Genomic DNA, 22,721 nt, shown 5'->3' on the forward strand with positions numbered 1-22,721 from the left:
ACCATATGTGGCAAAAACACTTTTATTTTATTTCAATAGCTCTGCTTCTTATAGTATTTGTTTCCTCTATTTTTTGGGCTTCCAGCCTTTATTTTCTTATACTTGTTATTCCCCTCATTATAATAGGAGTTGCAGATTCATTTTCTAAAAATAATGTTCTTTATAATTATCCATTAATTGGCCATATTCGGTATGTGATGGAATTTATTAGTCCTGAAATCCGCCAATATTTTCTTGAAGATGATAAGAGTGGACGTCCTTATAATCGTCAACAGCGAGAGTTGATAAAAATGAGAGCACATGGAATGCCCGGAACTCACCCTTTTGGTACTGAACAAGATATCAAAAAAGAGGGCTTTGATTTCATACTACATTCGATGGCCGAGAAAAAGGTACCACCCGAGGCCAGTCGAATTATGATTGGTGGGCCTCAGTGCAAACAACCTTATAGCAGTTCTCGCTTAAATATATCGGCGATGAGTTTTGGTGCATTAAGCTCTCAGGCTGTCCTTGCCATGAATAAAGGAGCGAAATTAGGCGGGTTTTTACAAGATACTGGAGAGGGAGGACTCACAGACTATCATCTCCGCTATGAAGCAGACATAGTATGGGAAATTGCCTCAGGCTATTTTGGTTGTCGTACGAAAGAAGGGCGTTTTGATGATGAGGAATTTCGTAAAAAAGCCAATCAAAAGTCCATTAAAATGATTGCTATAAAGTTATCCCAAGGTGCAAAACCAGGAGATGGAGGTCTTCTCCCTGGAAAAAAGGTAACTAAAGAAATTGCCAAGTATCGAGATATTCCTGAAGGAAAAGACTGCCAGTCCCCGGCAATTCATCCTGAGTTTAGTACACCTCGTGGGCTGTTGGAATTTATTGTTCGGTTAAGAACATTATGCGAAGGCAAGCCGGTAGGTTTTAAATTATGCATAGGTCGACGGAGTGATTTTTTAGGCATCTGTAAAGCCATGCTGGAAACAGGCATTCTTCCAGATTTTATTACTATTGATGGAGCTGAAGGTGGTACAGGAGCTGCCCCTAGTGAGTTTTCAGACTATGTAGGACTTGCATTAGATGAGGCAATACCATTTGTTCATTCAAGTTTGGTAGGATGTAATCTCCGTCAACATATTAAAATTCTGGTAAGTGGGAAAATAGTGGATGGATTTGATATGGTAAAAAAAATAGCACTGGGTGCTGATTTTTGTAATGTAGCTCGTCCGATGATGTTTGCTGTAGGTTGTATTCAAGCGCTACGTTGTGATACTGGACATTGCCCTACTGGGGTGACAACCCAAGATCCAAAACGTGCCAAAGCAATTGATATTGACACTAAAGCCGTTCATGTTAAAAACTATCATCATGAAACCATTAAAAGTTTTCTCCAAATAGTTGGAACTTTAGGGGTTGACCACCCTGATAAACTTCATCCCAGCATGATTTGGCATCGATTAGGAAATCAGAGGGCAAAAAACTATACTCAACTCTATGATTACTTACAGCCAGGAGCACTATTAAGTGATTCAATCCCAGATGATTTTGCAAGAGATTGGCACCAGGCCAATGCTAATCATTATTTCAATCCTATACCCGAAAATTCTAAGGCTTAATTGAATATAAAATTATTTTAAAGAAATGAATCCTCCAGAACTCTGGATGAAGCACGCTGAAAAATGAGAGGCATGAATAGTGATTCCTCCCCATTTCCTGGGGGGCTAATCAAGAAATTAAGTAGATTGATCTAACATGGTCTAAAATTCAAAAAGGGATACTTCCTATGGAATACATTAAAACTGAAAGATTTGTTATTTGATTATATTACAATCAAATTATCGGGTCTTCTTCATTTTGGGTTTGAACGTAATTGCCGTAGGATAATGATATATTCCTGTTTGTATTTTAACCAAATAATCAATATGGGATCAGTATGGATAATACAGATATATCAGATGATATGAGGCGGTTCATATTGAATAGTGTTCCCTCCATTCCATATCTTGAAGTGATACTATTAATGCGTCATGAACCTCACCGTGAGTGGAGTTTACATGATGTGGCTCAACGTATTTTTATCAGTGATTCCTCTGCTGAAGAGATCCTAAAACAATTAGTGAATGCAGGTATAATAATTGTTTCCACACAATGGCCACCTTTATACCAATTTTATCCCAAAGATGATTTCTTAAAAAACATGCTTGATCAGTTGGCGGCGACCTATTCACTACATTTGATAGAAGTAACTAATTTAATTCATTCTAATATTGATCAAAAAGCACAGCGATTTGCTAATGCATTCACTTGGAAAAAGGATACCTGACTATGGCAGCCATCATCTACATTCTATGTACCATCACCGCTGGGATTTGTGCTTGGTTGCTTTTAAGCAACTATGCCAAACAAAAATCTACTATCCTGCTTTGGGGGGGGCTGTGCTTTTTAGGCTTAACGATTAACAATCTTCTCCTTGTATTGGATGCCTTTGTTTTTATTGAGACAGATTTATCAACCATAAGATTGCTAACAGGTGTAGTCTCGCTGCTACTCTTACTATTTGGGCTAATATGGGAGGAGAAGTCATGATGATAAATGCAATGCTTGTTGGAGCATTTGTAATGGCTTCTATAATTGTTAGCCTATTTTTTCTTCGTTTCTGGAAAAGTACCCATGATCGTTTTTTTCTCTATTTTGCAATGTCCTTTTTACTGGAAGCTTTAAGTAGAGTCATCATTGGAACAACTAATATACAAAATGAAAATCCACTCATTTATTTAATTAGATTGGTTGCTTATTTTTTGATTATTATTGCCATTTACGAGAAAAATAAAAAACGTAGGTAAAGCGAACAGTATAAATTAAACAAGAACTACTTCTGAAGGTTGTAATGAACCTTCACACTGAGTTGGCTAATTATTGTTTTAGAGCATATACAAAATAAGGCAACAAGATATGATTATAAAAGATAAAGAGCTTATATATTTGGACGGAAGAGAAACAGTGTTAACAAAAATAATCAGTCTATTACAACTACAACTAATAGACTAAATATAAAGTAATAAGATTCGCAAGTTTGAAAGGTAATAAATAAGGATATTAAAATTGCGCATAATTTCAAAAGGTCAATACTTGTATAGGTCAATATTAATATTGATTCTTATTTTGCAAAAGGCACTTGCTAGTGAAATTGATAATGTTAATTTACAAGTTACTCGATATATCGATAAAAGCTGGAGTTTATTAACACGCGACAATTGGGTTCAATCCAGTGAGGATCCAAAATTATTAACTGATGAATTGATAGTATATTTACCCAAAGATGAAAATATAAAGGCGGTTAGGCAAAAAAATATAAAATGCTCTCAAATCAAGTTTAAATATTTACCTAGAGATTACACTCAAATAAAAAAACATGGCCTACTTTTTTTACCATATCCATATATAGTCCCTGGAGGTCGGTTTAATGAAATGTATGCTTGGGACAGCTTTTTTATTGAATTGGGCCTTCTCAATAATAATCGATTTACCCTTGCAAAGGGTATGGTGGATAATTTAATTTATGAAGTATTAAATTATGGGACTATTTTAAATGCTAACCGCACCTATTATTTAGGAAGAACACAGCCACCAGTACTAACTGAAATGATATTGGCTTATTATCAAAAAGATCCTAATAAACTTTGGTTAAAATCTACTTTACCTGCAATTAAAAAATTATATCATTTTTGGACATCTCCGCCTCATGCAATACCAAACATTGGCTTATCTCGATATTACTCAGATGGAGAAGGGCCCACACCTGAAGAGTCACCATTGTATTATGAAAAAGTATTAAATTATTTTAAAACCCATTCTATAACTGATTATGATAAAAAACTGTTTTATGACAACCAACATAATAAATTAACTCGTTTTTTTTATATTGCCGATCGCACAATACGCGAATCTGGTTTTGATATTACCGCAAAATATGGGCCTTTTGGCATTGGAATATTAGATTATGCTCCTGTAGATTTGAATGTTTTGTTGTATAAAATGGAGCGCGATACACAGAAAATCTATGAAATATTAGGAGATTCTAAAGAAGCTATGCTATGGAAAGATCGAGCTAATATTCGAGTTAATAATATAAATCGCTATTTATGGGATGAGTCTACAGGTTATTATTTGGATTATGACTTTAAAAAGAAAAAACGAAAATTTTATCCATTTGTAACTACCTTTTATCCTTTGTGGGCAGGAATCGCCTCAAAAGAACAGGCTGCAGCGGTAGTTAGACATTTACCCGATTTATTAAAGAAAGGGGGAATTGTAACAAGCCTTAATAACTCTGGATTACAATGGGATGCTCCATTTGGATGGGCTCCAATGCAATATTTTGCTGTGCTTGGTCTTGAAAAATATGGCTACAAAAAGTTTGCAATAGAAATAGCTGGCAAATTCATTAATACCGTAAATAGCGGGTTTCAAAAGAATCACGCGATTTTTGAAAAATATGATGTAAATACATTAAGCACTCGTACAGATAACAAAATTAAATACAGTTATGCTACTAATGAAATTGGATTTGGTTGGACGAATGGAGTTTATTTAGTTTTTTCAAAATTCCTTGAACAGTCCACATCTGTGAAGGATTAGCATTTATAATCGGTGTAGAGTCGCTATGTTTAGGCCAAGTAACTTTATTATTAAACTTCAGGATGATGACCTATGCGAGAGAAAACCTTAATACTTTATGTGCTTTCAATTTTATTAGGCATATTAACAGGAACTGTGGGTTCATTATTGCAACTGTCAATCCATTGGTTAAATAATGCTTTAATCAGCTGGTTTAATTTTGCAGAGTCAAAAGGTTTGGATATAGATATCGTTTCTGCGCTCACGACGATGGTCATGGTTTTTATCGCATGGATGTTGGTCAAATGGGTAGCAACTGAGGCCTCAGGAAGTGGTGTTCAGGAAATTGAGGGTACTTTACTTCATGAGCGTCATATTTTTTGGCGCAGATTGCTGCCTGTAAAATTTATCGGTGGTGTTTTGTCAATCGGTTCTAAAATGGTGCTCGGGCGCGAAGGGCCTACGATTCAAATTGGTGGTAACCTTGGTGAGATGTTAGGTGAGTGTTTCTCTTTAACTAGAAAAAGACGTGACTCACTTATAGCAGCCGGAGCAGCAGCCGGGCTTGCAACGGCTTTTAATGCACCTCTTGCTGGAGTCCTTTTTGTACTTGAAGAAATGCGCAGTGAGTTTAATTTCTCCTTTACAAATTTTAAAACGGTTGCCATTTGTTGTGTGTTCGCAACGATCATGTTGCATATCATAATTGGACCGCAACCTGATATTAAAATGGCTGTATTTACCCCGCCCAATCTTCAATCTCTTTGGTTGTTCTTTGCTTTTGGTATAGTTGTAGGTATTGTTGGTCTTGGCTTTAATATGTTTTTGATGAAATTGCTGAACATCCTGGATAAGCTAAAGCCTTGGGTAAAAGATATTTACGTATTAATTATTGGTCTCACAGTAGGGTATTTGGCTTATAAACAGCCTGGTGTTGTTGGAGGCGGGTATCACATAATCGAACAAGCTTTAATAGCTTATCCTGATTTCTTAGTCTTGGTGGTGTTACTTATAATCCGATTTATTATGACCTTATTGTGTTACGGTACAGGTGTTCCTGGTGGGATTTTTGCGCCAATGTTAGCTTTAGGAACCATTTTAGGATTAGCTGCATCACATATTCTTCAGGCAATTTCAAGTGATATAAATATTCATCCGGGTATGTTTGCAGTTGCTGGCATGGGGGCTCTGTTTTCTGCTTCCGTAAGAGCGCCGATTACGGGGATCATTTTGGTTGTTGAAATGACGCAAAATTATTTATTGATATTGCCGTTAATGGTTACCTGTTTGACATCTACTACAGTAGTGCAATTAGCAAGAAACGCCCCTATCTATACCCAATTGTTGCGTAGAACGTTAAAAAAGGAGCAGCTTTATAAATGACAATAGAAATTAAAAAATTTATTAGCAATACGCTTAATGTTCAAAAGAACATTAAGCGTATTGCTAACTCATAGATTCTAAGACATCCAGTCCTCAAAATTGTTCTTGATATGTTATATTTGTCTGCTTAAGAGAAACTTTATCGCAACAATTTAGGCTGACAAACTCTTCAGAGCTATTAGTTATTCCTAGGCTAGATTCAGGCTCTAATTCAAATGAAAAACCATCCTTAAAATTATCGGCGGTAAATAAAACCATTACAGTGCCTTCTGGCATAGTTAAGTTATTAATAATGCTTTTATTTTTTATTGCAATAAAACTTAATAAATTCTCAGCATTCTGTTCTTTGGATTCCAAATTACATACAAATTTTCTTGTAAATTTAAAATTTCCCTGCATAAGAAATTGCTCACCAGGAGGGAGATCAAATAAACAATTTGAGGTACCAGATATGCTATTAGAATAGATCGACCATAATAAGAAATTAACTCCCAAAAATTTGTTACTTATTTCTCTAATTTTCATATTCTACCTTTAAAAACTTAATGATAAAAATTGTACTTATTTATTTATAACTTATGCTGTTGCAACCAATACTCAAGCAAACCAACTTGCCACAGCTTAGAAATACCTGAACGCGTAAAATTCTTTTCTGATTTTGTAAATAAGCTTTGAACTGCTTGTAAATTAAAAATACCTCTTTGCTTTATGTTTTCAGGAGAAAGTACTTCACGCATTAACTCCAAAGTACTTCCCTCTAAATACTTCAACGCTGGAACAGGAAAATATCCTTTGGGGCGATCTACAATTTGTTTAGGAAGCATTTTCCTTCCAAGCTGTTTTAAAATATATTTACCTCCTTGGGGCAATTTATATTTAAGGGGCATAGAAGTTGCAAGTTTGAGCATCTTTTCATCCAAAAAAGGGACTCTTGCTTCTAAACTTGCTGCCATGGTCATATTATCAACTCGGCATAAGGGACCATTTGCTAATGCGAAGGTGCTTTCATATTTAAGTAGATTATCGACTGGGTTTCTAGAGTTATTTTTTTCACAAAGCTTCATTAAAAAATCCGAAGCATGAAATGGTGTTTGGAGGTCTGGCATTACAAGTTGCTGGTATTCTTTAAAAGAACGATCAGCTACTTTGTTAAAAATGATTTGTGCTGATTGTGATGGTAAAGCTGGATTTACATGTATATTTTGAAACCAATGATAACCTGCAAAAATCTCATCTGCGCCTTGACCTGAAAGAACTACTTTAACATGTTTGGATACCTCGTGAGAAAGAAGATAAAAACCGATATTGTCATGACTCAACATAGGTTCTGACATTGCAGAAATACAATTTCCTAATGAATAGGCTAACTGCTTATTTGAAATAAACATTTGCTGATGCTGTGTATTAAATTTTGAAGCAATAAGATTCGAATATAAGAATTCATCACCTTGCTCTCCATGTGTACTATCAAACCCAATAGAGAATGTTTGAATTTCTTGTTGTCCAAGTTTGGAAGCCATGGCCACAAGTAATGAAGAATCTAATCCTCCAGAAAGTAAGATGCCCACAGGAACGTCTGCAGCTAATTGGCGATGAGTTGCAGATTTTAATACTTCGTAAGTTTCTTTTATCCAATAATTTTCATCACGATAATGCTCTGCTTTTGTATTCTCGAATTTTAAATCCCAGTAGCTCTCCTCTTCAATTTTACCATCAGGGTGAACGGTCATTAGGCAACCTGGAGAGAGTTTTTTTACACCAGATAAAATCGTACGCGGTTCAGGAACCGCATGAAAGGTTAGGTAATAATGAAGTGCGATTCTATCAATTGATGTATCGACATCACCAAATTCAATTAAAGCAGGTAACGTGGATGCAAATTTGAATCCATAATTTGCATCAGCAGAATAATAAAGTGGTTTAATGCCTAATCGATCGCGGGCAAGTATCAATTTACCTGTATTTTGTTCCCAGATAGCAAAAGCAAACATACCATCGATACGATGTACACAATCTTTTCCCCAAGCATGGTATGCCTTAAGAAGTACCTCCGTGTCACTATTGGAATTAAAAGAGTATCCTTTAGATTTTAGGATTTCGCGTAACTCAGTAAAATTATAAATTGCTCCATTAAAAACTAATGCCAAACCTAAATCTGAATCAACCATAGGTTGCATCCCCAGATTTGATAAATCAAAAATTTTCAGTCTTCTGTGTCCAAGCGCCAAACTTTTCGTGAGGTATATATGACCATCATCAGGTCCTCGGTTAAACTGCCTGAGTAAAACCTTTTGTAGATTAAGAAGAGGAACATTTTTTTTATTGAATTGAAATTCACCGGCGATACCACACATAGTCTATCTTCCTTTTATAATTTAGAAGTTAAATCCATAGGTACATTCACTAATGCATCAGTTGTTTTCAAAGGTTTAAAAAATAATAGGCGTGGTTTGTCGCCGAACTTAGTAAACTCTTCTTGCTCTTGATGTTTCAATGTTTTCTGTAAGATCCTTTTTGAACCTTCATTTGAGGGGTGAACTGTGGCAACGATTTCTTTAATGTTCTTTTCTAAGGTTCCACTTTCACTTTCAGAAATAATGTGCTTTATAAATTTTTTCCCTAAGATTGCAATTTCAGTTCCATAACCTTTTCCCCAAAAAGCTTGATCAATAATATAAGCTATTTCACCGACATTTTGATGGCCGACTCCCACATGAGAGAAATCATCTAAAGAATGTTTTATGTGGAGATAACCAACAAATTCTTGAGTAGTTGAATGGTAAATTGAAAGCACCGAGAATTTGTTACCAGAATTCCAACGTTTCGTTTCATCCTGTATGAACTCTTTTACGGCAGAGGGTTCCCAGGTCTTTCCTTCACCAAACATCTTTATATTTTCAGAGCTCTCTAAAAGAGTAGTATATTTATCAATTAAAAAGCTCTCTTCATCTTGATTGAGAGATCTGGCCACCAACCTATTCGAATAAATTGTGTAATGATTTAATTCGCTTTTAATCGTTACATTACCCAATTTTTTTGATGTATAAGTTACTTGTTTCATTATTATATTCCTCGATTGCTTTTAAAACAGCAGTTCCCATCAAGGGGTTGTAATGACAGATTCGCGTCTGTATAGAGGGGTTTGAAGTAAGAACTCACTGACGTTGTGCTTCACAATATCTTTAAGGCAATGATTGTGAGTAAATACTTTGCGTTGTCGTTCAGAACTTGTCCCTGAATCCATAATCACTTTAAGAGTAGAAAAATAAGTTTGATAGTCCAATTTTTTGATATAGGGCTTTAATTTTTCAAACCATTCATGGAGGTCTTCGCGCATCAATTTGGTTTTACCTTCAGTATTCATTACTAGCTCAGCATCTAAACCGTAACGAATGGCTCTCCATTTGTTTTCTCGAGAAAGCCAATAAGGGGGATAGGCGACTGATTCAAGCCAACTTCCATTATCAGCAAACCAATGGGCAAGTGTATGAATCAAGGCAACTAAAGCAAGCGTCTCTGATAAAGTGGCAGCACCATCACAAACACGAATTTCTAATGTTCCAAATCCAGGACTTGGTCTTAAATCCCACCATAAATCTTTAAGAGATTTAATCGAACCGCATAATTTTAATGACTTATATAAATGCTCAAAATCTTGCCATGTTCGGACATGATAGGGTTGTCCTGCAGTTGGTAACGCTTCATAAGTAGTTGGTCTACAAGAGGCAAGCCCTGTATCTATTCCTTGCCAGAACGGAGAGCTTGAAGAAAGCGCTAATAAATGAGGTAAAAAATACATGAAAAAGTTGTTAAATCGAATACAATCTTCACCACTGGACATGCCAATGTGAACATGTAAGCCATAGACACTCATACGTCGGGTAAGCCATTGATTACGATCAATTAGCTCTTGATAACGAGTCGTAGGAGAGACTACCCAATCGGAGTATTTAGAGAAAGGGTGAGATCCGGTTGTGGAAAATAAAATCCCTAAATCCTTTGTTGCTAGTTGTAAAGAAGCGAGTGTTTTATAAAGATCATCTTCAACTTCCTGAGCAGTGATGCATTTATCTGTATTCACTTCTATAGTACTTAAATAAAACTCTTGTTTAATTTTTTCGAGATGGGCTGTAGCATTAAGTACATCAGTTGCTCTTGAGCATAAATTAAAGTTTTTAGAGTCAATGAGCTGGAGCTCAATTTCTACTCCTAACGTTAATACTCCATTACTATTAAAATAAATTTCTTCCTCTGTAGGAGTGCAGGTCAATTGCGATGCATCCCTGGTTGATCTTAAGAGTTGGTTAATTTGATTATCCATTCGATAATCCTCCCTTTGTTGATGATACTTGAGAATTACTAAAGTGACTGGTGTATTGAAAATTAATTTCAATATTATTTTTGAGGATACTTCTATAGTTATATTGAATACTTGGATACAATAGCTAATGCCCTTAAAAATCTATATCTGTTGATATTATTTGTACACAAAGTATTTATCATGGTACTGGGTAAATTAGTTCATTGCAACCGTTAATAGGTAAAGAATCATCCATGAGTGATATCGAGAAAAAATCGCTAGACGACAAAATAACCGCTGCTCAACAGTCAGAACAGCGTTCCAAAAGCATCATTCTTGCCTTACGAAAAATTATGCAGCAGATGGATTATCATTCCAGAAGATTAAACAAATGCTATGGCTTAACTGTCCCTCAAATAGTCTGTTTGTATGAAATTTATGAAAATGGAAGAATGACCATATCTGCTCTTTCAAAAAAAATATATTTATCAATGAGCACTATTGTAGGGGTAATTGACCGACTAGAAGAAAAACAATTTGTTAATCGAACACGTGATATTCAGGACCGCCGTATTATTTATATTGATATTACAGAAAAAGGAAAAGAGTTTGTTTCTGCTGCCCCTTATCTTCTACATAATAGATTGAACGATAACCTTCAGGTTTTAACTGTAGAGGAGCAAATAGCGCTTGCTAATTCAATCAATTTATTAGTTGATCTTTTAAGAGATATATAAAGTTATTTTCTTAAATAAGAAAAATGGCTGCAATATTATCTATGAAAATCTTTCTTTCAATGATTGCGTGCATACAGTTTTTTCACTAAGGGACCGATAGTCAGTCCTTGAATCAAGATTGAAAAAACAACCACGATATAGGTCATCATTAAGATAGCTTCAAAGATAAATTCACTTTCTTTTCCAACTATATTGCGCAGGGAAAGAGCCAATGCCACCGAAATCCCTCCACGTAAGCCGCCCCAGGTGAGAATCTTGATACTATGCGGAGTGAATTTTAGTTGACGACGCATTAAAGTTAATGGCACAGCCACTGAGATCCAGCGAGCTAGTAGTACCACTGGAATCGCAATTATCCCAATCAACAGATATTGATTATTGATAGTTAGTACGAGCACTTCTAGGCCGATTAAAACGAAGAGTACGGCATTTAATATTTCATCGAGCAATTCCCAGAAGGTATCCAGATGTTTGCGGGTTTTATCGGACATTGCAAACTGTCGTCCGTGATTACCAATAAGCAATCCAGCCACTACCATGGCAATGGGGGCTGAGATATGAATCCGCTCTCCTAGCGCATATCCACCCATCACAAGGGCAAGCGAGATAAGAATTTCAACCTGATAATTGTCGATGGATTTTAACATTTGGTAGGCGATATAGCCGATTACCAATCCAAACAAGGCACCTCCAATAGCCTCTGTAATAAACAATATTAATAAATGTGAGATACTGAGTTCATGTGGGCTTGAGACAACTTCAAGAATACCCAGAAAAAGTACAACACCTATTCCATCATTAAAGAGCGATTCTCCAGCGATTTTCATTTCTAAATTCTTAGGAGTGCCTAGAGTTTTTAAAATGCCCATCACCGCAATCGGATCAGTAGGTGAAATAAGAGCGCCAAAGAGTAAACAATAAATAAAAGAAATTTGAATATTGATTAAAATGAGTAGCCAATATATTAGCAGACCTACAATGGCAGTGGAGATTAGTGTGCCAATGAGGGCCAGCACCGTGATAACGATTTTTTGTTCAGCAAGTTGACTAATATTAATATGAAGCGCACCAGCAAACAGCAGAAAAGAAAGCATTCCATGGAGTAAAGTATCATTAAAATTGATCTGCTCCAAAAAAATTCTGGAACCTGAAATAATTTCAGGCCAGATGGTTCCAGATACATTCAAGCACAAAGAAAGTGCTAGAGCGATGGCCATCAATCCGATTGTTGGAGGAAGCTTGAACAATTTAAAATTAACGTAACTAAATAGAGCTGAGAGAGTGATTAGAGTTGCAATAATTTCAAAAAACGACATATACACTCCTGTTATAAACTACAAATATAGATTAAGAGATATGTTTACTTATTATGTCGGACCCCAAAAAAAGGAATGCTCAAAAAATCTAACTTATTTCATTTTTTTGAGCATTTCTATGCCATTAGTTTTCCAGAATCGATATAATAAAATGGCTCCAACTCCTGCAAATATTATATTGAGAATAGTTGTATAGTTAAGCTTTAATCGATTCAATTGCATGATAAATGGATATAAACATTATTTTCTTCCTGATTAGCATACATCAATTGTAGTAGTATCAGAAAATTTACTCTTCTTGCTGTGAGGCTTAAATTCTTTTTCCGCTTAATATTGCTGTATCAAGATCACAATACATAGCAGTTATTATGTACTCTCCGGATAGTCAAAATAGAAACCTAGGATCAATTATATACAACTACTGTCCAACTTAGCCGAGATGTTGATTTACCCAGCGAACGATATCTTGTGCTCCCATGACCCCAGAGCTTCTTGCGACCTCCTTTCCATGAAGAAAAAGCATCAGGGTTGGAATGCTTTGAATGGTATAATGGGTGGCTAAAGTTCGTTCGACTTCCGTATTAACTTTTGCTAATCGAACTTTAGGCTCAAGTAGGCTTGCAGCAGACTCGAAATGGGGAGCCATCATTTTGCATGGCCCACACCACTGCGCCCAGAAATCGACCAATACAGGGATATCATTTCGGTTGATATGTTGTTCAAAAAAACTCTGGTTCAATTGGACTGGTTTTCCATCAAAGAGCGCCTTTTGGCATTTTCCACAATTGGGATGTTCATTCAATCGTGTTTCAGGTAGTCGATTGATGGTATGGCAGTGGGGACAAACAATATGCATTGCATCGCTCATAATCTCAACTCTCACTTGCTTGTTCATTTTTTTATAAGTACTCTTCTTTATCTATAAAATGAGTACTAATCTATTTCACTTCCCGATTTAAGATTACGAACATTATGTCAAATCAAATCGATCTGAGTTCATCACCTTCACCCAAGCGTCAACAAAGTCCTGTATGAATTTTTCTTTATTATCATCCTGAGCATACACTTCCGAGTAGGAACGAAGAATCGAATTCGAACCGAACACAAGATCTACTCGGGTAGCTGTCCACTTAAGAGCACCAGTTTGGCGATCACGAATTTCATACAAATTATTGTCTATTGGATTCCATGTGTTTGCCATGTCAGTAAGATTGACAAAAAAGTCATTGGTTAAAGCACATTCTTGTTTGGTAAAAACACCATGTTTCGTACCGCCGTAATTTGTGCCTAACATTCGCATGCCTCCAACGAGGACGGTCATCTCAGGAGCTGTGAGTCCCATGAGTTGCGTGCGATCGAGCATGAGTTCTTCTGCACTGACAGCGTAGTCTTCCTTAAGCCAGTTACGATAACCATCATAAAGAGGTTCTAGCACAGCAAAGGAAGCAGCATCAGTCATCTCATCAGTTGCATCACCACGTCCAGGAACGAAGGGAACCTTAATGTCAAAGCCAGCTGCTTTGGCAGCTTTTTCGATACCCACATTTCCGGCAAGTACAATCACATCAGCGACACTTACGCCTGACTCCGCGGCGATTTCCTCAAGAACTTTCAAGACTTTTGCAAGTCGTTTTGGCTCATTACCTGCCCAGTCTTTTTGCGGCATGAGTCGTATACGTGCTCCATTTGCACCGCCTCGCATATCTGAACCACGGAAGGTTCGCGCACTGTCCCATGCAGTTGAAACCATTTCATTGATACTGAGAGCACTAGCAGCTATCTTCTTTTTGACCGCAGTGACATCATAATCTTTGTTACCTACAGGTACTGGATCTTGCCAAATCAAATCTTCTTTCGGGGCATCAGGCCCAATGTAACGTGATTTTGGTCCCATATCACGATGCGTGAGTTTGAACCAGGCTCGAGCAAACACTTCAGCAAAATAATCAGGATCTTTGTAAAAGCGCTCGGCGATCTTACAATATATTGGATCCATTTTCATGGCCATGTCCGCATCAGTCATAATGGGATTGTATCGAATGGATGGGTCTTCAACATCAACAGGCTTATCCTCTTCCTTGATATTAATCGGTTCCCATTGGTTGGCACCGGCCGGACTTTTCTTCTGTTCCCAATCGTAATTAAGAAGCATATGGAAATATCCGTTATCCCACTTTGTGGGGTGTGTAGTCCAAGCACCCTCAATACCACTTGAAACCGTATTACGGCCAATGCCTCTAGTGGTTTTGTTAATCCATCCAAGGCCTTGATCTTCAAGATTTGCCGCTTCAGGGGCCGGCCCCAAAAGTTTTGCATCACCATTACCATGACATTTGCCAACAGTATGGCCACCTGCAGTCAGAGCGACAGTTTCCTCATCATTCATTGCCATGCGCGCAAAGGTTATGCGGACATCTTGAGCAGTTCGTAGCGGGTCAGGCTGACCATTGACACCCTCAGGGTTCACATAGATTAAACCCATCTGCACAGCTGCCAGAGGATTTTCCAGTGATTCACGACTTTGGTTATCATAACGGCTAGCGCCTAACCATTCCTTTTCTGAACCCCAGTAAGTGTCTTTTTCTGGATGCCAAATATCCTCGCGGCCGAAACCAAAACCAAAAGTTTTAAGCCCCATTGATTCATAAGCGATGGTACCAGCTAAAGCGATCAAATCAGCCCAACTAATCTTGTTGCCATATTTTTTCTTGATAGGCCATAACAACCTACGAGCTTTATCTAAGTTCACATTGTCAGGCCAAGAATTTAAAGGTGCAAACCTTTGGTTACCAGTTCCCGCACCTCCACGACCATCTGCCACACGATATGACCCAGCAGCATGCCAGGACATACGAATCATCAAACCACCATAGTGTCCCCAATCAGCAGGCCACCATTCTTGACTATCAGTCATCAAAGTATGTAAATCGTTCTTAAGCGCTTTAAAATCCAGTTTCTTGACTTCTTCACGGTAACTGAAGTCCTTTCCCATTGGATTAGTCTTGGTATCATGCTGATGCAATATATCGAGGTTCAAGGCATTGGGCCACCAGTCCATATTCGATATGCTTGTGGAAGTAACTCCACCGTGCATTACCGGACATTTACTAGTTGTATTTATATTGTTCCCATCCATAACCCTCTCCATCAATAGTTTGTCAAATAAAATTTTAACTATAATTCAAGAGGATAGTCTAAGCAATCAACGCCATTCATATTCACTAAGATTAAGAGTAAGCTCCAAGAAAAAACATGAGTTTTCCACCAAACTCCACTGAAAAATAATCATTGATAAAAAGGTCACGAGCAAAAGCATCATAATCTAAATAACAGATGATATTATCTGGTAATTGATGGGCGTAACACTCATCAAATAACTGCTCGGCAAAATCAACCTCTGAATCATAATAACTTTGGTAATTATCCTCCAACATGGTTTTTGCATCATCATAGAATAGTTACAGCGAATGGCTAAGCCCAGCTCTCCATGTTCTTGGATAAATGAGGCGTATTCTTCAGCATCCTGTTCAGTACTGTTATCCAGCATTTCCCAGATTTCTTCCATGATGTCATCTTCGCTTTGTGTCGCATCTATCCAAACACCATGTAGGATGGCATTACTGTATGAAGCTAAACAAGCGACATAAATTGAAGGGGGGGGCATGGGATTATCTCCTTTTGTGAAGGGAACAATCCCAAACGGGAGCTTGCTCCCGTTGTCGGGGGTGATTAAAACGGTGCTTATGAATCGGGTTGCAACAGCTCTCGTATTTGCGCCATATGGTGCTCTGCGGTGTTGTCGCTGGATTCATCAGCTAATTTGGGTGAGTTGAGTAACTGACAAAGATGCTTAAGGTTTGATGTGTTTTACCTTCATTGGTCAGTCCATTGATTGGAACGTAGTTTACCTTCAAGGTATACCTTTGAACCGTTCTTTAAATATTCAGTGACTTTAGTCAGTTTTCCAAATAGAACTAGCTGATGCCATTCCACTATGGTATGCCATTCATTATTTCGTTTGAATGATTCATTGGTAGCTAAGGTGGCTGTGACAAAAGATTGACCGTCCTTTCCGCTGATGCTTTTAGGCGATTCAATATATGGCGTGTGTCAGCTTTACTGGCATGGGAATATATCTTTAGATCTTTGATGCATTTATTGATGGAAAATAATGCACTTTTCAGCTTTGATTTACTTATGAAGATATGTCCATAATGTGTTGCAGGATTTTATACCCAATTCATCCTGTAAAACCAAACAGGTTTGGTAGTTGCCCAGCATCGGCAGTAAGTATTGATACATCTGCCTTGCGTATAGATAACGCCAAGACTTTTTTAGTGGCATACCTTGTTCGATTAATGCATGATTCCAGTCAAGCTTAACTCTTTTATAGCTAAAAAATTGGACCAAGCTTTGTCTATTAGTTAGTTTTTCCACGTCAGACAAAATATTTTTTTTGATTTCATTTCTGATAGGAATCATTCTATCTATTGAATTAAAAGTAATTTCGCGCGTGAGCGAGAGTTTATGTTTCTTAATATGGATACCTGTTTTAATATGTATTGCCTCACTAAAAGTTAACCCAAATTGTGTACGCCAGGCTGGCGTCAGGACAAAATGCAATAATTTAATCAGTGATCTAGTAGAGGGCTGATCTACTGTGCCGCATTGTTCCACTTCCAGTTTCGGATTTCTGGCATATCCTGACCGTATCTGTCTATGTATTGCTTATGCTCAATGAGCTTGTCTTGAATCATTTGTTTCAGATAGTCCCCTTTGGAGCCCAAATGAGGTAATCTATCAATTACGTCTTGCACTAAGTTGAAACGATCTAACTTGTTCTGAACTCTTAAGTCAAAAGGTGTGGTGATTGTTCCTTCCTCTGTATAACCTCGGACATGAATATTGCGGTTGAAACGCCTGTAGGTTAATCGATGTATAAGCCATGGATATCCATGGAATGCAAAGATAATGTGCTTATTCTTTGTGAATAGCGAATCATAGTCTTTGTCACTTAATCCATGTGGATGTTCGGTGTTGGGCACTAGCTTCATCAGATCGACAACATTGATTAATCGAATCTTTAAATTGGGAAGATTTTGCCGCAAAATGGAAACTGCAGCTAGAGCTTCAAGAGTAGGTGTGTCGCCACAGCAGGCCATCACTATATCGGGTTCACTGTCCTGATCATTACTAGCCCATTGCCATATCCCAACACCTTCAGTGCAATGAATTATGGCTGCATCTATAGTTAACCATTGCGGTAGGGGATGTTTACCAGCTACCACAACGTTGACATAATTTCGGCTACGCAAACAGTGATCCACCACCGAAAGCAGACAATTGGCATCCGGTGGAAGATACAGGCGCACTATGTCAGCCTTCTTATTGATAACATGATCTAGAAAGCCAGGATCTTGGTGGGTGAAGCCATTGTGATCTTGCTGCCAGACGTGTGAGGCTAGAAGAATATTCAGTGATGAAATCTTCAGACGCCAGGGTAGCTCCAAACATACTTTTAGCCATTTGGCATGTTGGCTGAACATCGAGTCGACTATGCGAATGAATGCCTCATAACTGTTGAATAACCCATGTCGACCAGTCAAAAGATATCCCTCTAGCCAACCTTCGCACTGGTGTTCACTAAGCATCGAGTCTAGTACACGTCCAGATGGTGCAAGAAATTGATCCTCTTTTACTTCTATAGCGTCCCACTGGCGATTGGTTGCTTCAAAGACAGTGCCTAAAAGATTTGAAAGGGTCTCATCAGGACCAAAGATACGAAAGTTTCGTTGATCCTGATTGAGCTTGGTGACATCACGCAAAAAACCACCCAAAACAAGGGTATCTTGTGCAGCCACGGCACCTGGTGAAGGTACTTGCACGGCATGGGCATGGAAGTCTGGCATGCGCAAGTCACGCAACAGAATGCCGCCATTAGCGTGAGGATTAGCCCCCATCCGTCTATTACCTTTAGGGGCTAGTTCGGCTAAATCTGGAAGAAGTTGGCCATGTTCATCAAACAGCTCTTCTGGTTTGTAGCTTTTCATCCATTTTTCAAGCAGTTTAAGATGACTAGGATTCTGAGCATCAACCAAAAGAGGGACCTGGTGTGAACGAAATGTTCCCTCAATTTGCAGACCATCAACTATTTTCGGCCCAGTCCAACCTTTAGGTGTTTTAAGGACTATCATGGGCCAGCGTGGGCGAGTGGAGTCATTTGTGCTCCGCGCTTTCTTTTGTTTTTTCTGGATGTCTTTGATGATCTTGTCAAGGGTAGTGGCCATTAGTTCATGTACTGTTTCTGGCTCATCACCTTCCACAAAGTGAGGTATCCAGCCGCATCCTCGTAGAAACTGCTCCAGTTCCTCATGAGTGATGCGAGCCAATACAGTTGGGTTACTTATCTTATAACCATTGAGGTGCAGAATAGGCAGTACTGTGCCATCGGTAATAGGGTTGAGAAATTTATTGGATTGCCAAGCGGTTGCTAAGGGCCCTGTTTCTGCTTCACCATCACCGATGACGCAGGCAACGATAAGACAGGGGTTATCGAAAACAGCTCCAAAGGCATGACTCAGCGAATATCCCAATTCTCCACCTTCGTGAATTGAGCCAGGTGTTGTTGGCGCAACATGGCTTGAAATCCCACCAGGAAAAGAGAATTGTGTAAACAGCTTTTGCATCCCGGCTTCATCCTGGCTGATGTCTGGATAGATTTCACTGTAGGTTCCTTCAAGGTAGGTATTACTTACTAAAGCAGCACCGCCATGACCAGGACCTGCGATATAGAACATATTTAAATCGTATTTTTTTATGACTCTATTTAAATGTACATAGATGAAATTCAAGCCAGGTAACGTGCCCCAGTGCCCAACAATAAATGGTTTTACATGTGATAGCTTGAGTGGTTCTCGAAGGAGTGGATTATCGTAGAGATAAATCTGGCCAACTGATAGATAGTTGGCAGCGCGCCAATAGGCATCCATCTTATGAAGCAATTCTTGAGAAAGAGTGTTTGTCATCATCATTCTACTCTATTTTTTTAGATATATGGGATCAATCGCACAAAATTCCATCTCTCAGGCTCCTTGTAGATTGCAGGATAATTTGCTTCAAACGGTTGTTGGCACTTACTTATAGCACTTCCTTACAACAGGACATAGTACAATAGATATGTTTAATAATAACCAAAGTATTATTGAACTTATCCATAAATTGCCATCAACTTTCAGTAAATACTGGGTATAGAATAAAAAGGCAAAGAAAGAAAGTTCAGATATTATCCCAAGAACCCATTCTTTTATGTTATTCATAATAAACTCACCTCCTATATATTAAGTTTAGTAAACTTTTAAGATGAAGGCTTATCAAATCAAGAGGTTAATCTTAGGTCCAGGCACACAGTGGGATAAGTTGTTACCAAAACCAAGTTACAGTTAATGGTTTTATCGCTAAAATAGCAATGACAACAACATATACCCACCAATGGGCGTTTATAAGAAATGGTAATAGAGTTCCAAGCATTAGAGCTAAGAAAAACATTGCCAAAGCTAACAATACCTGGTTTGAAGGATTATTTGTTTTTAGATAATTGTGCATTTTCTCAAATAAATTACCTTTTTGTGAAAAAAGATGAATCCATAAAGGCATAGAGCAAAGGAGAGTTAAAGCAAGATAAAACCACCAATTTAAAGCGGATAGCTTAGGGTATAATGAATAGATTAATAATCCAACAACCAAATAGACGCATTTAACCAGCCCTAAATCTAAAATTGAAAATTGTTGTAACTTCTTTGATAAAAAACTGTCCATTGTCATAATATGAACCTCCTTTTCAGCATCAAGATTATTGGTAGTGATCTCTAGTAATAACGGTCTTATAAAGTAACAATTTCACAGTACTTCCTATGAACATCCAAACCAGTGCATAACCCCAAATGAGTAAAGCATAACTCCAGCCTATTGGAGTAACAAACCATCCGTAGACTGCTGCCAATGTTCCAAGTATTTGGGTCAGCTCAATGGTACAAAAGAGCCGCCAATTAGGCCATGGACGTTGCCAAATGGATCCCGTATTTCGAGTCACATAGATTGTAAAATGACCTGCTACTAATAGTTTTAGGAAAATAAAGGTTTGAATCACTGAAAAGGACAAATAGAAATAATCTTTGGCAACGTAAAACAATATAAAAGTACTAATAACACCCGTTATGCCTAATGCTGTGCTGATAATTAAGACACGGTGCATGTTCCACCGAACAGGATATCGAGCAACGGGCACGTTATCGTAGGCTATCATCATGATAGGAAAATCATTCAAAATAGCAAGTAGCACGATCATCACGGCCGTCACAGGATAAAAATTAAAAACAACGATACTGGCAGAGATAAATAGTAATACTCGAATTGTTTCAGCAATTCTGAATGTTGCATAACTATTCATCCGTTCAAAAATTTTTCTGGCTTCTTCAACTGCACGCGTAATAACGGAGAGTCCACGCTCGGTTAAAACTAAATCTGCGGCTGCTCGCGCCGCATCAACTGCACCGCCAACAGCGATCCCGATATCCGCTTGTTTCAAGGCTGGGGCATCATTTACGCCATCCCCTGTCATTCCAACGATATGATCATCTGATTGTAAAATGGTTACAATTTTAAATTTATGCTCTGGAAATACTTCAGCAAAGCCATCAACTCGTTCAAGTTGACTGATTGCTGGCTCACCCTCATTGAACAGTTCCGCAGCAGAAACGATATTTTCTCCCAAGCCAATCTTATGTGAAATTTCTTTCGCAATAGAGCCATGGTCCCCAGTAAGCATTTTAATTTCCAGGCCCATATTCTTAGCAGATTGAATGGTTTGTAACGTATCATCTCTTGGGGGATCAAATAATGCGATTAATCCAAGGTAGTGCCATTTGTCATCATTATCTCTTCTTGCGATGCCTAATGCCCTATATCCTTCATTTGCCAATTGATCTACTGCATTCTCCACTTGTTTTTTAAACTCTGGCTGTTGGACCAATTCAAGGATTACTTGGGGTGCACCTTTGGCGACTTGAAACGAAATATTATCCTGTTTGATAGTGGCTTCTGTCCGTTTTTGTTTTGAGTCAAAGGGAATAAATTTGAGTGTTTCAAAATTCTTCAAATTGATAATAGGAGGAAGTGCGTTCAATATTGCCTGATCAATGACATCCTCAACATTTTGTTCGGATGCCAATGCTGCTGCCAGTATCAGTTCCTCTTTACTTTTAGCCTCTATTAGAACAGGTTCGCCCATGGTGAGTTGATTTTTCGTAAGTGTTCCTGTTTTATCTGAGCACAGTATATCCATACCAGCCATTTCTTCAATTGAAGAAAGCTTCGAAACAATTGCTTTCATCCTGGCAAGGTTTAATGCACCAACTGCCATGGTTACTGTTAAGACAGCGGGTAATGCTACTGGAATAGCTGCGATTGTCAAAATTAATGCAAATAAAAGGGTATGCAGAAAAGGATCGTGTCTAAGCTGTGCAACAATCAAAATGATAACGACCAAGATTAAGGTGAGTTTAATGAGAAAATTGCCTATTTTTAACACTGCTTTCTGGAAATGCGATGTTGTTTTAGCTGTCTCAACCAATTTGGCGGTACGACCAAAATAGGTGTTCATACCTGTTCCAGTCACGATTCCCATCATTTCACCTAGTCTGACAATGGAGCCAGAGTAGACCTCATCCCCGATTATTTTTTCGACGGGAAGCGATTCACCAGTTAAGGTTGATTGATCGACCGTCAAATATTCACCACTAAGTAATTTCATATCAGCTGGAATAATGTTGCCCAATTTAATTAAAACAATATCACCAGGAACCAATTCGCTTGCCGAAATATTTTTCCACTCACGGTCGCGCAATACCCTCGCTGTTAAAGCAAGTTTATTTTTTAAAGCAGTAATGGCATTATCTGCTTTATATTGTTGCCAAAACCCCACTCCTGCATTCAGTCCTAGCATAAGACAGATAATGGTAAAATCTTCCCATCGTTGTAAGATTCCAGACAAAAGAACAGCTGCTTCAATCATCCAGGGGATAGGTCCCCAAAAGAACGAAAGAAACTTAATAAGATTGTTTGTCTGCTTTTCTTCCAAAACATTCTTACCGAAAGAGGTGAGTCGTTTCTTTGCCTCCTGGGATGCCAGTCCAGTCTTTAGATCTGTATTTAGATTCAATGAGTTCATAATAAAAAAAATCCTTTTTCTTTAACCAGTATTAGCCATCTTTGCATCTGTTCTAAGCGCTTATCCTAATGAGAAATGAAAGCTTTTTTATGGTTTTTCCATCACTGTTACTAACATACATTACTCTAAATATAGCTATTAATGGCTAT

The 22,721-nt window shown here is 38.0% G+C and carries 19 protein-coding genes and 2 pseudogenes; 7 read left to right on the forward strand and 14 right to left on the reverse strand.

Annotated features, from left to right (window positions below; translation table 11 throughout):
* Positions 1 to 5: 5 nt before the first annotated feature.
* The 6 genes from Lste_RS15670 to clcA all read left to right on the forward strand — a co-directional run bounded on the left by Lste_RS15670 (position 6) and on the right by clcA (position 5,994).
* Positions 6 to 1,610, forward strand: a complete 1,605-nt coding sequence (locus tag Lste_RS15670; RefSeq protein ID WP_058511935.1) for an FMN-binding glutamate synthase family protein — start codon at positions 6 to 8, stop codon at positions 1,608 to 1,610.
* A 317-nt stretch (positions 1,611 to 1,927) separates the two neighbouring features.
* Positions 1,928 to 2,317 (forward strand): hypothetical protein, encoded by a 390-nt coding sequence (locus tag Lste_RS15675; protein WP_058511936.1) that lies wholly within the window; start codon positions 1,928 to 1,930, stop codon positions 2,315 to 2,317.
* Positions 2,318 to 2,319: 2 nt separating this feature from the next.
* Positions 2,320 to 2,580 (forward strand): DUF5985 family protein, encoded by a 261-nt coding sequence (locus Lste_RS15680; RefSeq protein WP_058511937.1) that lies wholly within the window; start codon positions 2,320 to 2,322, stop codon positions 2,578 to 2,580.
* A complete protein-coding gene (locus Lste_RS15685; protein WP_202814175.1) occupies positions 2,577 to 2,837 on the forward strand; it encodes a DUF5985 family protein in 261 nt (86 codons plus the stop codon). Before Lste_RS15680 ends, Lste_RS15685 begins: the two co-directional genes overlap by 4 nt.
* Before the next feature lie 319 nt (positions 2,838 to 3,156).
* Positions 3,157 to 4,632: a trehalase family glycosidase gene (locus tag Lste_RS15690; RefSeq protein WP_420324194.1), complete on the forward strand. Its 1,476-nt coding sequence runs from the start codon at positions 3,157 to 3,159 to the stop codon at positions 4,630 to 4,632.
* Positions 4,633 to 4,704: 72 nt separating this feature from the next.
* Positions 4,705 to 5,994, forward strand: coding sequence for a H(+)/Cl(-) exchange transporter ClcA (gene clcA / locus Lste_RS15695; RefSeq protein WP_058511939.1), 1,290 nt, complete (start codon positions 4,705 to 4,707; stop codon positions 5,992 to 5,994).
* Between the two features lie 93 nt (positions 5,995 to 6,087).
* On the opposite strand, the gene Lste_RS15700 is transcribed toward clcA, so the two are convergent.
* From Lste_RS15700 to Lste_RS15715, 4 genes are read right to left on the reverse strand one after another with little or no spacing between them, the layout of a single operon-like run.
* A complete protein-coding gene (locus Lste_RS15700) occupies positions 6,088 to 6,519 on the reverse strand; it encodes a hypothetical protein (RefSeq protein WP_058511940.1) in 432 nt (143 codons plus the stop codon).
* A gap of 44 nt (positions 6,520 to 6,563) precedes the next feature.
* Positions 6,564 to 8,348 carry an N-acetylglutaminylglutamine amidotransferase gene (locus Lste_RS15705; RefSeq protein ID WP_058511941.1) on the reverse strand — a complete coding sequence of 595 codons (1,785 nt, stop codon included), beginning with the start codon at positions 8,346 to 8,348 and terminating at the stop codon, positions 6,564 to 6,566.
* A 14-nt stretch (positions 8,349 to 8,362) separates the two neighbouring features.
* Positions 8,363 to 9,055, reverse strand: coding sequence for a GNAT family N-acetyltransferase (locus Lste_RS15710; RefSeq protein ID WP_058511942.1), 693 nt, complete (start codon positions 9,053 to 9,055; stop codon positions 8,363 to 8,365).
* Between the two features lie 39 nt (positions 9,056 to 9,094).
* A complete protein-coding gene (locus Lste_RS15715) occupies positions 9,095 to 10,315 on the reverse strand; it encodes a carboxylate-amine ligase (protein ID WP_058511943.1) in 1,221 nt (406 codons plus the stop codon).
* 233 nt (positions 10,316 to 10,548) lie between these two features.
* Here Lste_RS15715 and Lste_RS15720 point away from each other — a divergent pair, with 233 nt between their 5' ends.
* Positions 10,549 to 11,031, forward strand: coding sequence for a MarR family winged helix-turn-helix transcriptional regulator (locus Lste_RS15720; protein ID WP_058511944.1), 483 nt, complete (start codon positions 10,549 to 10,551; stop codon positions 11,029 to 11,031).
* A gap of 56 nt (positions 11,032 to 11,087) precedes the next feature.
* Here Lste_RS15720 and Lste_RS15725 read toward each other — a convergent pair whose 3' ends face one another.
* The 10 genes and pseudogenes from Lste_RS15725 to Lste_RS15760 form a co-directional block, all read right to left on the reverse strand.
* Complete coding sequence (locus Lste_RS15725) at positions 11,088 to 12,347, reverse strand: cation:proton antiporter (protein ID WP_058511945.1); 1,260 nt, start codon at positions 12,345 to 12,347, stop codon at positions 11,088 to 11,090.
* Positions 12,348 to 12,777: 430 nt separating this feature from the next.
* On the reverse strand, positions 12,778 to 13,215 hold the full coding sequence (gene trxC / locus Lste_RS15730) for a thioredoxin TrxC (RefSeq protein ID WP_058512459.1): 438 nt from the start codon (positions 13,213 to 13,215) through the stop codon (positions 12,778 to 12,780).
* Between the two features lie 102 nt (positions 13,216 to 13,317).
* Positions 13,318 to 15,483 (reverse strand): catalase/peroxidase HPI, encoded by a 2,166-nt coding sequence (katG, locus tag Lste_RS15735; RefSeq protein ID WP_058511946.1) that lies wholly within the window; start codon positions 15,481 to 15,483, stop codon positions 13,318 to 13,320.
* Between the two features lie 91 nt (positions 15,484 to 15,574).
* Positions 15,575 to 16,011 (reverse strand): annotated as a pseudogene (locus Lste_RS15740) (antirestriction protein ArdA).
* Positions 16,012 to 16,220: 209 nt separating this feature from the next.
* A complete protein-coding gene (locus Lste_RS19660) occupies positions 16,221 to 16,445 on the reverse strand; it encodes a single-stranded DNA-binding protein (protein ID WP_337589293.1) in 225 nt (74 codons plus the stop codon).
* Positions 16,436 to 16,546 (reverse strand): annotated as a pseudogene (locus Lste_RS19665) (phage integrase N-terminal domain-containing protein); the annotation flags it as partial. The pseudogene Lste_RS19665 and the gene Lste_RS19660, both read right to left, overlap by 10 nt.
* On the reverse strand, positions 16,539 to 17,024 hold the full coding sequence (locus Lste_RS15745) for a hypothetical protein (protein WP_237760508.1): 486 nt from the start codon (positions 17,022 to 17,024) through the stop codon (positions 16,539 to 16,541). The gene Lste_RS15745 and the pseudogene Lste_RS19665, both read right to left, overlap by 8 nt.
* A complete protein-coding gene (locus tag Lste_RS15750) occupies positions 17,003 to 19,378 on the reverse strand; it encodes a phosphoketolase family protein (protein WP_058511947.1) in 2,376 nt (791 codons plus the stop codon). Before Lste_RS15750 ends, Lste_RS15745 begins: the two co-directional genes overlap by 22 nt.
* 388 nt (positions 19,379 to 19,766) lie before the next feature.
* Complete coding sequence (locus Lste_RS15755) at positions 19,767 to 20,168, reverse strand: hypothetical protein (RefSeq protein ID WP_058511948.1); 402 nt, start codon at positions 20,166 to 20,168, stop codon at positions 19,767 to 19,769.
* A 28-nt stretch (positions 20,169 to 20,196) separates the two neighbouring features.
* Positions 20,197 to 22,572: a plasma-membrane proton-efflux P-type ATPase gene (locus Lste_RS15760; protein WP_058511949.1), complete on the reverse strand. Its 2,376-nt coding sequence runs from the start codon at positions 22,570 to 22,572 to the stop codon at positions 20,197 to 20,199.
* Positions 22,573 to 22,721: the final 149 nt, after the last annotated feature.

It is taken from the genome of Legionella steelei (genome assembly GCF_001468005.1).
In the GTDB taxonomy this organism is placed as follows: Bacteria; Pseudomonadota; Gammaproteobacteria; order Legionellales; family Legionellaceae; genus Legionella; species Legionella steelei.